The sequence below is a fragment of the Thalassotalea litorea genome (genome assembly GCF_043642205.1).
GTDB lineage: Bacteria > Pseudomonadota > Gammaproteobacteria > Enterobacterales > Alteromonadaceae > Thalassotalea_A > Thalassotalea_A litorea.
Map to the genome: position 1 here is coordinate 60,771 of NZ_JBHZSG010000011.1, position 12,396 is coordinate 73,166.

General features: G+C 41.8%; 12 protein-coding genes. 2 read left to right on the forward strand and 10 right to left on the reverse strand.

Annotation, left to right across the window (positions count from 1 at the left end; all coding sequences use genetic code 11):
- The first annotated feature begins 274 nt into the window (after nt 1-274).
- Nucleotides 275-2,146: a signal peptide peptidase SppA gene (gene sppA, locus ACHUFQ_RS07725; RefSeq protein ID WP_394174483.1), complete on the forward strand. Its 1,872-nt coding sequence runs from the start codon at nt 275-277 to the stop codon at nt 2,144-2,146.
- 35 nt (nt 2,147-2,181) lie between these two features.
- On the forward strand, nt 2,182-3,219 hold the full coding sequence (ansA, locus tag ACHUFQ_RS07730; protein ID WP_394174484.1) for an asparaginase: 1,038 nt from the start codon (nt 2,182-2,184) through the stop codon (nt 3,217-3,219).
- Here ansA and ACHUFQ_RS07735 read toward each other — a convergent pair.
- The 10 genes from ACHUFQ_RS07735 to ACHUFQ_RS07780 form a co-directional block, all read right to left on the reverse strand.
- On the reverse strand, nt 3,216-3,872 hold the full coding sequence (locus ACHUFQ_RS07735) for a biosynthetic peptidoglycan transglycosylase (RefSeq protein WP_394174486.1): 657 nt from the start codon (nt 3,870-3,872) through the stop codon (nt 3,216-3,218). The two genes, ansA and ACHUFQ_RS07735, sit on opposite strands and share 4 nt — an antisense overlap.
- Nucleotides 3,873-4,022: 150 nt before the next feature.
- Nucleotides 4,023-5,405 carry an amidohydrolase family protein gene (locus ACHUFQ_RS07740; RefSeq protein WP_394174487.1) on the reverse strand — a complete coding sequence of 461 codons (1,383 nt, stop codon included), beginning with the start codon at nt 5,403-5,405 and terminating at the stop codon, nt 4,023-4,025.
- Between the two features lie 526 nt (nt 5,406-5,931).
- A complete protein-coding gene (locus ACHUFQ_RS07745; RefSeq protein ID WP_394174489.1) occupies nt 5,932-6,267 on the reverse strand; it encodes a zinc ribbon domain-containing protein YjdM in 336 nt (111 codons plus the stop codon).
- A 104-nt stretch (nt 6,268-6,371) separates the two neighbouring features.
- Nucleotides 6,372-6,617, reverse strand: coding sequence for a hypothetical protein (locus tag ACHUFQ_RS07750; RefSeq protein ID WP_394174491.1), 246 nt, complete (start codon nt 6,615-6,617; stop codon nt 6,372-6,374).
- A gap of 55 nt (nt 6,618-6,672) precedes the next feature.
- Complete coding sequence (locus ACHUFQ_RS07755) at nt 6,673-7,101, reverse strand: hypothetical protein (RefSeq protein ID WP_394174493.1); 429 nt, start codon at nt 7,099-7,101, stop codon at nt 6,673-6,675.
- Between the two features lie 190 nt (nt 7,102-7,291).
- Complete coding sequence (locus tag ACHUFQ_RS07760; protein ID WP_394174495.1) at nt 7,292-8,359, reverse strand: transporter family protein; 1,068 nt, start codon at nt 8,357-8,359, stop codon at nt 7,292-7,294.
- 127 nt (nt 8,360-8,486) lie between these two features.
- Entirely contained in the window at nt 8,487-8,891 is a 405-nt protein-coding gene (locus tag ACHUFQ_RS07765) for a hypothetical protein (protein WP_394174497.1), read from the reverse strand.
- A gap of 77 nt (nt 8,892-8,968) precedes the next feature.
- Nucleotides 8,969-9,586: a hypothetical protein gene (locus tag ACHUFQ_RS07770; protein ID WP_394174499.1), complete on the reverse strand. Its 618-nt coding sequence runs from the start codon at nt 9,584-9,586 to the stop codon at nt 8,969-8,971.
- Between the two features lie 134 nt (nt 9,587-9,720).
- A complete protein-coding gene (locus ACHUFQ_RS07775) occupies nt 9,721-11,349 on the reverse strand; it encodes a WG repeat-containing protein (protein ID WP_394174500.1) in 1,629 nt (542 codons plus the stop codon).
- Nucleotides 11,350-11,435: 86 nt separating this feature from the next.
- Nucleotides 11,436-12,371 carry a hypothetical protein gene (locus ACHUFQ_RS07780; RefSeq protein ID WP_394174502.1) on the reverse strand — a complete coding sequence of 312 codons (936 nt, stop codon included), beginning with the start codon at nt 12,369-12,371 and terminating at the stop codon, nt 11,436-11,438.
- Nucleotides 12,372-12,396 lie beyond the last annotated feature (25 nt).

Consider the following 12,396-nt stretch of genomic DNA (forward strand, 5'->3'; position numbering starts at 1 on the left):
TTCGCACTACGTTAATCATTGAGATACAAGAACATTTTAGTCCAAAATAGCAGTCATACCGGACTTGAACGCAAAAAATAATGACCGATATTTGGAGATAGAACAATTAACCGCAGGCGCTTCATAAAACTTGGAGGCGATTTCTTGCGTATTGATGGTTCTAATCGGTGCTAGTGAATTGTAACCAATCATAAATAGGTTGATTTGGAAGCAGAATTTTAATCCAAGGCCATGTATTATTAACCAATAATCAAACTTTAAGACGTGAGGATATATGTCTGATAAACCCGGTATTTTTAAAAGGATATTTTCCAAATTGTGGAAAATCATTAACACATCCCGGATCATTTTTCTGAATCTGGTGTTTTTTCTATTCGTTATTATTTTCTTTTCAGCGGTATTTGATGATTCCGACACCGTCAAGGTGCCAGACACCGCAGCCCTTGTTTTAAACCTTAAAGGCGACTTGGTTGAACAAAAACGATATGTCGACCCCATGGATAAATTACTTTCTGAATCTCTGGGTCAGGAAGAGGAACGTCCCGAGATTCTCGTTACCGATGTCATTGATGTGATTGAAACCGCTAAATCTGATGATCGTATTCAGACGCTGGTGATCTATCCACAAAATCTAATGGGCGCGGGATTGCATCATTTGCAAATGATCAGTGACGCTGTCACTGACTTTAAAGAGTCGGGTAAAGAGGTGGTGTCTTTCGGCGACTACTATAGTCAAAGTCAGTACTACCTGGCGGCGAGTGCCGATAAAGTATGGATGAATCCAAACGGGATGATGATCCTCGAAGGGTTTGGGCGCTATCGGGTGTATTTTAAAGAAGCATTAGATAAATTAAAGATTACCCAACACGTGTTTAAAGTCGGGACATACAAATCTGCGGTTGAACCATACATTCGCGATGATATGTCCGAGCAGGCCAAAGAAGCAAACAAAGCCTGGCTCGATCAACTTTGGTCAAATTATAAAAGAGATATCGCCGAGTTTCGTGGCCTCAATGCTGTTGACTTTGATGAAAAGGCGGCACAATTATTAGAAAAGTTACAGCAAGCAGATGGAAGTTTTGCCGAATATGCATTGCGAGCGGGTTTGGTTGATGAACTGCGAACTCGAGAAGAGATCCGCAAGGATATGATTGAGCGCGTAGGCAAAGCTGAGCGACATGATTCGTTTAGCCAAATCAACTTTCTCGACTACCTCAAAGCCACAAAAAATCCGTTTCCGGTTGAAAATCCTGCCAGCGATAAAGTTGCGATTGTTGTGGCCAAAGGTACGATTTTGAACGGTTATCAAAAACCTGGAAATATTGGTGGCGACAGCACCGCGAAACTATTACGTAAAGCACGTTTGGATAAACAAGTTAAAGCGGTAGTCTTGCGGGTAGACAGCCCAGGCGGTAGTGCCTTTGCGTCCGAGTTAATTCGTCAGGAAGTTGAGTTACTGAAAGCCGCCGGTAAGCCGGTTGTTGCGTCAATGTCTAATTATGCGGCTTCAGGTGGGTATTGGATCTCAGCGTCTGCTAATGAAATATGGGCATCGGAAAATACGATTACCGGTTCAATCGGCATTTTCGGGATGTTTATGACATTTGAAAAGTCACTGTCTGAGCTTGGGGTTCATACGGATGGTATCGGTACGACAGATTTTGCCGGCCTTAGTCCTACTCAAGAGCTGAACCCGCAGATTGGCGCAATTATCCAAACCAGCATCGACCGCGGTTACAAGGATTTCTTAACTCTGGTTGCAGAAAATCGTGATATGACTACGGAAGACGTAGACAAAATCGCTCAGGGTCGGGTTTGGACTGGTGCCAAAGCTAAAGAACTTGGCTTGGTCGATGAATTAGGCGACCTCGACGATGCGGTTGCAGCAGCGGCTAAATTAGCTAGTCTGAAAAGTTTCGATACAAAGGTGATTGAAAGAGAGATGTCGCCAAAAGATCTGTTCTTACAAAACTTGCTAGATAATGCTCAGGCCTGGATCCCTCAAAGCGCAAGCGACGAAGCTTTTGAAGGTAATAAGGCCCTGCAAAATGTGATAAATCAATTAATGGTTGAGTACGAGCGCGTAAATCAGCTCAATGATCCTAATGGTATTTATTCTTTTTGTTTGACATGCGAAATTAATTAATTATCTTATGCCCCGGTTAACCGGGGCTTTTTTTTATGACGCAAACAATGCAACCAACCAATAATCGTAAACGAATCTACATTGCCTACACAGGCGGTACGATTGGTATGAAAGCCAGTGAAAGTGGCTATGTGCCCGCCAAGAAGCATCTCACTGAATCCTTGGCAAAAATGCCCGAGTTCTTTCGTGCAGAAATGCCTGAATTTACCATCAATGAGTATGATCCACTTATTGATTCTTCCGATATGACTCCTGCCGATTGGCAACGAATTGCTGATGATATTCAGGATAACTATGCGGATTATGATGGCTTCGTGGTTTTGCACGGCACGGATACCATGGCCTATACGAGTTCGGCTTTGTCTTTTATGTTTGAAGATTTAAGTAAACCCGTAATCGTTACAGGTTCACAGATACCTTTAACCGAACTTCGTTCGGACGGCCAAGAAAACCTGTTAAACGCTTTATTTATCGCCGCAAACTACCCTATCAACGAAGTGGGTTTGTTTTTTTCGAACAAACTGTATCGGGGAAACCGCAGCTTTAAAGCCTATGCCGATGGTTTTGATGCTTTTGACTCTCCCAATATGCCTCCCTTGCTGGAAGCTGGAATCAATATTAATGTTGTAGCGGGCAAAGTTAACCATGAGCAAATGACGTCATTAACGGTAAGTAAAATTACCGAGCAGCCCGTTGGGGTCGTGCATTTATACCCTGGGATATCGGAAAAACTTGTTGAGAATGTATTACAACAGCCGGTTAAGGCTTTGATCCTGTTAAGTTATGGGGTGGGTAACGCGCCACAAAATCCAGCATTGCTGGAACAATTTGAACAAGCTCGGAAAAATAACATTCTGATCGTCAACTGTAGCCAATGCATCAAGGGACGAGTCAATATGGGAGGCTATGCAACCGGCAACGCACTGAGCAAATGTGGCGTAGTATCTGGTGCCGATATGACGTTAGAAGCGGCACTAACTAAGCTTCATTATCTATTAAGTAAGAATTTAACGATTACAGAGTTGCGTCAACAAATGACCACAAGTTTGCGCGGTGAACTCAGCAACGCCTAGGTTTGTTGTTGATAATGTATATCTGCGACATCCTGGGGAACGTATTCTCCTGACAATAGTTTTTGAATACGTTTTACCCGCTGCTGATTCCGTTCAGGATTGGTTTTAATATTATAACCATTGGGCGCCAACACCATTGCAACAAGCGCCAAATACTGTTCATCGCTAAGCTCGGCAAAACTTGTATCAAAGTAGATCTTTGCCGCTTGGGAAAAGCCATGGATAGCGACGCCATCAACATGCCCCAAATAAGCCGTATTCAGAAATAAATTAAGTTGCTCTTCTTTTGTAAAATACTTATCCAAGACCAATACGGCGATCAGTGATTGTTCAATTTTAGCAAAACCCGGTTTGAATTTATCAAAAAATAGCCCTTTGCAAAGAGCCTGACTGATGGTGGTAAATCCCGCGCCCGGGGTATCGAGGTCGACACCATTATGTTCAAAAAACCCTGGATCCTCGACGGTTAATAACATATTAATTCTTTCTGCGGGCACATCCTGAAATTCAATCGTGATGACATTATCACTCAGCCAATGCTGTTTTAGTTGCTGCGTTTTAACATAGGCATTTAAAACCATTGCACTTTGATAGGCAGACAACAATAAAATAAATAGCAGTGTACATAGGAACAGCGTTTTTAATATTTTCATAACGTAATATTTCACCGGAGTTTTTCAAATTGGTGTAATGGAACGTGCCTGTCATATCCAACTGCCCTGCTCTTTAATCAAGAGACTTAAAATCAAAACCTTGGTACCGCCTAGCCGTTAATTATCGCTGGCGGAGCAGAAATAAATGTTTCATTGTTCTAGCGTTTCTCTGTGTTTATTTTTTATCTCAAGTAACGTCCCTTTGATAACCGCTTTGTCTAGCCAGTTTCCACGGGTCATGACACCGACGATTGAACGGGTATGAGTAATATCGATCAATGGGTTTTTATCCAATAACACCAAATCCGCCGAAAGGCCTGGAACAATCTCGCCAAAGTGTTTTTGTTGTGAAAAATAACCCGCAGGGCCTTTGCTAGCAGCATATAAAACCTGGATAGGCGACATACCAGCTTGCACCATTAAATGCATTTCTTCGTGCAGAGAGTCTCCGGGCACATTAAAGACCTGAGGCGCATCGGAACCCAATAAAACAATGCCGCCAGCAGCTACAAATGCGGTTAAAAAATCACGGCGAAAGCTAAGGAGCTTTTGAATCTGAGCCGTGCTGTACCACGCACTAGACTGCATAGCATTGCGACTGTCTATCCAGCTTTTAACCACATCTTCAGGCATCAATTTTACAACGTCTTTCTGCGCCGCTATTGTTGCCGGTTGCCATGATAAGAATCCATACATTAACGTCTCTGTAGGAACCAGGGCAACCCCTGAATCGGCTAACTGTTTAGCTAATGGCGCAATGTAATTAGGATCAATGTATTCAACAAGCCCTGCCCCGAAAAAACCAGTTTCCCCCTCACCACGATAGCCGGAACGCACCGCAAGTTCAGCCATAACACCATCAAGATGGTCAATGCTGGCCTGACCCGCCTTAATGGAATCCAGAATGCCAACGCTTGCACTGACATGCCCTGCAAATGGCAACCGAAATTGTTGAGCGAGCTTTGCCATTGCATCAAAGGATTCAGGGCTTAAGCCAGGATGGATTTTTATAAAATCGTAACCTGATCCTACTTGTTTTTTGACTTTAGTTTTCGCGTCTTCGACCGATTGAACACTGTTGCCATTAAACGAAGGGCCGGAGGTGAACAATCTGGGGCCTTTTACCTGGTTGGCTGCCAATTGGTCACGTAAAAGAAGATGAGACGGATGGCCTAACATGCCTCTAATTGTGGTGATACCATGGGAACTGTATAAAAATAACAGGTCTTTTACATCCTCAGCGGTTATCTCCTGAGGAGGAATATGCGCGTGCATTTCGGTTAATCCTGGTACCAGAAACTGCCCTGTTGCATCTATTTCAATGGCATCGCGTAGATTATAGTTTTCCTGAATTGCGAGTATCTTACCGTCACGGATTGCAACATTGCTTGGCGCTAAAAAGCGTCCTTCTGCAAATGACAAAACCTGAACATTCTTGATAACCATGGTTTGACTCGCGTACGAGAAATGACCAGAAAACAAACTGACGAATACACCAATTATCAAACCCTTGGTAATGAGTATTTTGAACATTGTGTTTCCCGGACCCTACGCAAAGCAATTATTACAGAATACGTCATGTCTGATAATTTCGCACAGAAAAATGCATCGAAACAAAACCTTGTAAATGAAAATGAGATAGTCAGGCGACACCAAAATGGTCGATGAGGTATACCAATCCCATTAAATGATTGCTCACTCAGTGAGAATTTAAAGGCTTTTAGACAAGGCTTTGATTGCAGAGAATGGTTATTCCATTATCTCAAAGTCGGCCAAAATCAGTAACGCAGGATAAATGCCTTTAAAACTCACCCGTAGGGAGTTAGTGAGAGGCCCATTTACTGCCCTATATTTCATTAATATAGAATGACTATATCAACGAAATCTATGTTGTAACTGAACCTCTGCCCTAACTCTGAGTTGTGCACAAACTTAATGGGATTGGTATTAGTCATGGAAACAAGAAACCCAATAGTAGAATATTCGGTTTCTTGATAAATTACCGGTTCAGGCTTGTGATTAATGCGTTTTAATTACAGACCAATAAGCTGTCGTTTAATCAGGCCTTCTTCACAAATTTGGCGGTAACCATCATTTCACCGACACCGGCAACTTTGCAGTCAAGTTCGTGATCTTTGCCTTCAACAATTCTTCTGACCACTGCCTTGGTACCGATTTTAATGATTTGAGAACTGCCCTTCACTTTAAGGTCTTTGGCCACGGTAACCTTGTCTCCGGCTTCCAACAAAGTACCATTTGCGTCTTTAACCGTAAAATGGTCTTCATCACTGGTCTCTGCAGGGTTCCACTCATGCCCACATTCAGGGCAAATGAGCTGGCTTTGATCCTGGTAGACATATTCAGATTTACATTTTGGACACGGAGGAATCGACATAACTTACTACTTACTTAATTAAACTTACATGTATTTTACTGACTACAGCATATCATAGCGAGGTTATTCTTAAGCAAAGTCCTTTACCCACCACTAGAAACGTTTTATTTTGTCGGGGCTGAGTCTTTCTCTTTCAATACTTCCGCCCTTTTGCGCGTATATTCGTCATAAGGCAGAGTAACTTGTTGCAGACATTCTTGTGCCTGCTCATAAGGATACAGGTAACAATGATTGACGTGGCCTGCCTGTATCCCTTGATACGCATGTTTCGCGCTGCATGCGGATAGTATCATAGCAGCCCCCAGCATCATCAGTATGTTTAACCCGCTTAACGAATTAACTAACTTCATTAACTGCTCCTGTTTATTAAAGACATCAGCAACCGTACACAAACAGTGACGATAATTAATTAACCGCGCTGTCAATCCGTTGAATTAATCCCATAAAAATCAGTGGCCAGACAATGATTAACAACAGATAAATCGCGGTTGTCAGGTTTATGGTGTTAGCCGTTAACGGTTCAAAAAACGCAACAATACCCTGATAGTCCCATAATGTTTTGTGACGGTTACCGATGCAGTGCACCGCAATGATGATGCTAAGCATGGTGACTAACCATTTATGTGTCCGGGCATACATATAAGCACATATAAAAGGTATGATCGCCGCGCCTATCACACCTGAAAACAGCTTCCATGGGATCTGTTGCTTATCCATCTGACCCGCTAACCAATGTTCTAATTGCTTAGTCACAGGTAAATCAAAGGCCATCACCAGGTTGGCGTAACAATAACCAATACATAAGCTCAAAATAACCAAACGAAATAGCTTCATAATTGTTCTCTTTATATAGCATGCCTATGACACGAACAACTTAACCCTAGATAACGGTTTGAAAGTTCCCCGTAATGACACCCTTAGCTCACTGTTATGACGTTGTAACACAAAATATCTGTTAACCCAAGCGCCTTCGAGAAAACAGATTCAACCCAGTTAAAGCTGGATGAAAACCTAAAAATTCGCTTTAAAACATCACTTGATAACCGAGGGTAAGCATCGAATCCATCGCCATTTGCACGCCATTAACGTCTTCATATATGGGGAGTTCCCATTCTAGTGCAGCCCGATGTCCATGAGTAATAACGGTATTGATACCAAGTCCAAGATCAATGCGATCAAATCCATAATTATGAGGGTTAGCCGTAGTTATCGGAGCCATGATCTGTGGGTCCATACCTGCAATGCTTTTTTGGTGACGATAAGTCAATCGCATTGAAGCGCTAAAGCTATTTGATAGACGATAACCATACCAAGTTGCAAGACTTGCAAAATCGCCCCAACGGTAATCTTCTTCATTATCGTTAAGAACATGAGTATAAAGTCCCTGGGCGCCCCAGCTCATGTCTCTATGCGAGCCAAAATACGTCAACCCTGCCTGTAACTGATGGCTTCCGGTTCCTAGTTGCATTCCATAAGGCAAACGAATATCCATTCGCATGTTCATTGGCGTCAATACCTGATCACTTTGGTTTATATCTCCAAGTGGAATAAACCAATTGACATTTAGGTGTAAATGTTGATTTTTATCGGCATAAAGTCGATAGAGGCCACCAATACTACTATCTGATAATCCTGAACTGTTGGTATTGAACATACCTAAACGGTTAGTCCCCACTCCTGAGGAAAATGAAACCACATCCATAGACTTATCCACGTAATTCAACATTGCCATTAATGTCAAATCTTCAGTGGGTGCGTACATAACACCTAACATATGCATTTGATTGATCATGTCATCAGGTACAACCCTTACCGTTGTAGGGCTCGATGGTGGGTTAGCAAAGGGATTTGTTATCTGAGTTACAATGTCTTCTGGGCTTATACGTTTATCACCTTGCAACATGCCAGACATACTCATCTGCATATACCGATAAGACATCATCCACTTCCCCTCTTTGTGCATGTGCGCTCCCATAACACCGATGGGTGCTTTAGCTTGGGGCGCCATCATAGCCGCCATGTCAGCATTGGCCATACCACAGGAAAAAAGTAGCGCGATCCCACCACCCAAGATTGTTATCAATTTTTTCATCATACATCCTTTTATTTTATTCAATTTAATCAATTAGCAAACGATGCATAGATAAGCAGGTATTAGACTGGTTTGTTATCGAGACACCATGCTTAGAGAACAACATTTGTGAATGTTATTGGTTTCATTAAACTGAAGGTGGCGCTCTTGTTTGATAACGTGTCGTTAATCGAGCATAGATAGGATTTTCAGGATGAACATATCGATTTGTTACAACTATCGAGGAGAAGCCAAAGTGATAGCTAGTTATAACGTTATTTTCAGGATCTACAGACGAGAACAGCAAGCAAGTTTTACAAATATTTAACGGTTCAATTTGACTCTCATCGACATCGACAAATACCAATTCACCTGACACAAAGTAGTGGTCCAGATCGATATACTTTACGCCTTGTCCTGTACAGATCATCGATACCGAACGGCCATCAAGACTTAGCTGTGTATCTTTATCGATTGCAAACGCACTAGTTACACTACTAAATAAGTGAACAATCAATAATGCCAGAACAATTGGATAACGTAACCGCTTCATAAAAATTATAATTTTTAAATCATACTGTTACCTTAAAATATCGGCCAACAAAAATCATTAACTTTGTTTGCGGTTCGCTATTGGTATTGGGGCAATTGACAGTTTCCAGGTAATACTTTCCGTAATTCTGTAAGAGAAAAGGTAATGGGTTCTGGCTGAACCGATTGACCATTTATCTCCACTAGCGGCAACTGTAATGTGAATGTATCGGAATTTTCTGAAAACTGATCTTTAACGGAAATACGATAGCCCACATCGACATCTCGTATTTCCTGAAAATATTTGATTGGTATTGTGCGGCCTGGCAGCAACCCTTCAATGGACTGTTTCTCGACGTGCTGGGTGCCCATGAAACGATACACCTGATCGATAACAAAAGTTTGTTTCAGATCATTCGCTGCAGTTAAAACAATGGACTTGTCCACAAATTTTAACGTGTTCTCTTGTGGTACAAAATAAGAAATCTGTGCTGAGAATTTGCCTTGCTCTATTTGCGAAAAATACGCGCTAGCTTCGATATACACCTTTTGATGCAAACTGATGCGAATATGATCTTCAGGTCCCTTGCCGTTGCAGCTATTAGTGAAATTTTCAGCCATGCCCGATTGTGGTTGATAATACTCAACCGAGCTTTTACTGCACGAAAATAGCAAACAAGCACTCATGCCAATCAAAACTCGTGAAATTTTCAACATAGTACCCCTTTACCCAAATATCAATATGATTAAACAAAACTCATTGATTTGTATAGAAAATCAATAATATTTGCTAATGTTGTTCATTTAAGTCTAGGCAAAAGCGCTAAAATGTCATGCGGATTTTTGGCAATCTACTTTAACAGAGCATGAATTGGAGGCGGAGAACCCCCTGCTGCTTCAGTTTGTTTGACCAAAACCCCTTCACTGTTGATCAATAACCAGGGGGAAACTGCCTGTTCATCTTCTCGCACCAGAATATGGTTATTTTCTACAAAACCTGCTTTTGCAAATTTTGCGGGTACGACCCAATCACCGGTTTTATTGATAACCCCGTAATTACCTTGGTATTTAACTCGTGTAATTTTTGAAGAGAAGCTTTGGATTTCCTCATACTTAGGTGGGATAACAACACTGAAGTTGGGATCCATTGCACCATAAAGACCGTTGGTACTTTTAAAGATGATGCGCTCATGATGAAACCCGCCACGAAAAGAAACCACATCAGGCAAAGGCTTTCTGGTATTGAATCCACTGGTAATAATTTGCCATTGTTCATCAACCAACTGCACCGCAGCTAGTCCTTGTTTAGAGAAGCCGGACGTTTGCAAATATTTTGCAGGACTTACCTGACTACCATTTTTAAGAGACACAAATTGCATTAATGGCTTAGGACAAAACCCCTTTGCACTATCTCCTGATGTAATGTCTGGTAATGAATTGACTTGCGTTGCATTACTTGTGGTTAATTCGGGTGTTGTTAACAATTCGTCGATTGAGCGTTGTGGTACTGCGCACAGTTCAGTTCTGACAAAACCATAATCCGGTGCGATACCATGGCATTTATCAATGATCTTAAACATCGAGGTACCACTAAACCAACTGCCCATCACCTGTTTAAGATCTTCGGACCTGGCACATGTACGGTTTGTATCGGGATTTACGCTAACATGCGATGCAAAAGATAGATTGGCGGTAAAACGTTGTTCAATTTTATTTGTTCCTTCAGCCAAGCGTTTTTGCTCATACAAATTCTGCATAAACAAATCAAATTGCTGATCATTAAACCCATGGTCGTTGCTATAGACAGCGTCCGGCACATAGTTTTGTTGAAGATCGTTTACTCCATTACTCAACAGTTTTTGCTGAGCCAGGTCAGCCAGCCATACTTTAAACCCTGACAGATCAATCTCTATATCAACGATATGTGGCGGCTGTTGCGCAATTTTCATTGTCGTGTCTTTGCGTAATACACCAACAAATTCATAAACCACATCTTTTGCCAACGTTTCATTTACGTATTGATTATCAACACTATTGATAATCAGATTTTGCCAACCTTCGATAGCGGGCATATTCTGACTTACGGCCGTTTGAGACGATGGCGAAAATTTGCCAAGGTTGCATGCTAAGCCAAAGTTGTTCCGTCTATCCAGAGCGAACTGGGCATGTAACTGCTGCAATGAAATCGTGTTAATCACCGCATCAGGAATATCTTTAGCGAATTGCTGAACATTGATACCAGCAAGCTCAGCGTCTTGCTCCGGGATGGTAATATCAATCAGTTTCCAGGTACCAGAGCATAGGTAAAATGGCGCACCTTTTACAATCCCCATGCTCAAATTACTATCCAGCTCCAGACGAACATGATACCCAGTTATCGCATCGGTACCTTGCCAATTCGAAGATACATAACGAATTTCTTTGGGTTCTATTGATTTTTGAGGGCTGGCAAGTACATGACCGGAGGCAAAAGCTCCCATCAGACAAACTATGAAAACGTTCGGCGAGCAGGTTCTTATCGTCGAATAACATTTTTGAAATATAGCAAGGTGGCTTTTAGCCTTGTTCACAGCATTGCCCTCGCCTGATGTTGATATTGTTGTGAGCTCGCAGTTGCCAGATATTTTTTAGCATAGGCTTTAGCTTTTTCACTGTCGCCTGCCATTAAGTATATGGATGCCATATGATAGTAAAAGTTCCCAGGAACTTGTTCACCGCTGGCTTCGATTTTCACCATATTTTCTAAAGCACAATCGACATCACTCACTGGTAAACATTGTGCGATACGGTCCAGCCATTGTTGGATATTGTTTACCGGCTTTTGCCAGCGTTCAGTCGACAGACTCATTAAATTAAAGATGTACTGGTCAAATACAACTTTGTGGCTGTATTGATGATGTGAATTGGTAAAGTCTATTTTTAATATGGCTTTTTCTGGTTCGATGGGTGCTTGCTCTAACGCAGTTTTAAGATCGACGTAAATCTTCTGGTTTTTGACATACCAGTTAACCGGTATTGTCACAATCTGTTGCTGTTGTTTTACCTGCAGCTTTGCCGATATCTCACCTAACCGCGGCGCATAAGGATGGCGTTCTTTTTTCGTTTCGCCAGTAAATCCAATAAACGTAACTTCCCCGGGTTTCACTAACCAGTCAACAGCAGAGTATGCACATTCAGCTTGGCTGATACTACATTGGGTTTCAGCCAACATGTTATTCCAGGTTAATGGTTTTTCCGTGCCCAGATATTCAATCTTTTGCTGCATTAATTTTTGTTGCAGCTCCACTTCCTGAAACAGGTCAATAATCCAGATGTTATTGACGAGTCTACCGTCTCGAAAATCTATACCGCTAACCGCGTTTTGGCTTGTTTCTGAGAATATTTGCCAGCTAACACTCTCTTTTAGTTCCGCTTTATAAAATTGCGGTGATTCTGTTGTCGAACAGGCGAACAGCAATTGAGCGAGCATAAAAATACTAAATAATTGGAGTGATTTAACCATGCTGTTTAGTGACTTCAGAATCGTT

Coding starts and splice junctions, on each gene's coding strand:
- sppA (WP_394174483.1), top strand. CDS start 275: ATGTCTGATAAACCCGGTATTTTTAAAAGGATATTTTCCAAATTGTGG.
- ansA (WP_394174484.1), top strand. CDS start 2,182: ATGACGCAAACAATGCAACCAACCAATAATCGTAAACGAATCTACATT.
- ACHUFQ_RS07735 (WP_394174486.1), bottom strand. CDS start 3,872: ATGAAAATATTAAAAACGCTGTTCCTATGTACACTGCTATTTATTTTA.
- ACHUFQ_RS07740 (WP_394174487.1), bottom strand. CDS start 5,405: ATGTTCAAAATACTCATTACCAAGGGTTTGATAATTGGTGTATTCGTC.
- ACHUFQ_RS07745 (WP_394174489.1), bottom strand. CDS start 6,267: ATGTCGATTCCTCCGTGTCCAAAATGTAAATCTGAATATGTCTACCAG.
- ACHUFQ_RS07750 (WP_394174491.1), bottom strand. CDS start 6,617: ATGAAGTTAGTTAATTCGTTAAGCGGGTTAAACATACTGATGATGCTG.
- ACHUFQ_RS07755 (WP_394174493.1), bottom strand. CDS start 7,101: ATGAAGCTATTTCGTTTGGTTATTTTGAGCTTATGTATTGGTTATTGT.
- ACHUFQ_RS07760 (WP_394174495.1), bottom strand. CDS start 8,359: ATGAAAAAATTGATAACAATCTTGGGTGGTGGGATCGCGCTACTTTTT.
- ACHUFQ_RS07765 (WP_394174497.1), bottom strand. CDS start 8,891: ATGAAGCGGTTACGTTATCCAATTGTTCTGGCATTATTGATTGTTCAC.
- ACHUFQ_RS07770 (WP_394174499.1), bottom strand. CDS start 9,586: ATGTTGAAAATTTCACGAGTTTTGATTGGCATGAGTGCTTGTTTGCTA.
- ACHUFQ_RS07775 (WP_394174500.1), bottom strand. CDS start 11,349: ATGGGAGCTTTTGCCTCCGGTCATGTACTTGCCAGCCCTCAAAAATCA.
- ACHUFQ_RS07780 (WP_394174502.1), bottom strand. CDS start 12,371: ATGGTTAAATCACTCCAATTATTTAGTATTTTTATGCTCGCTCAATTG.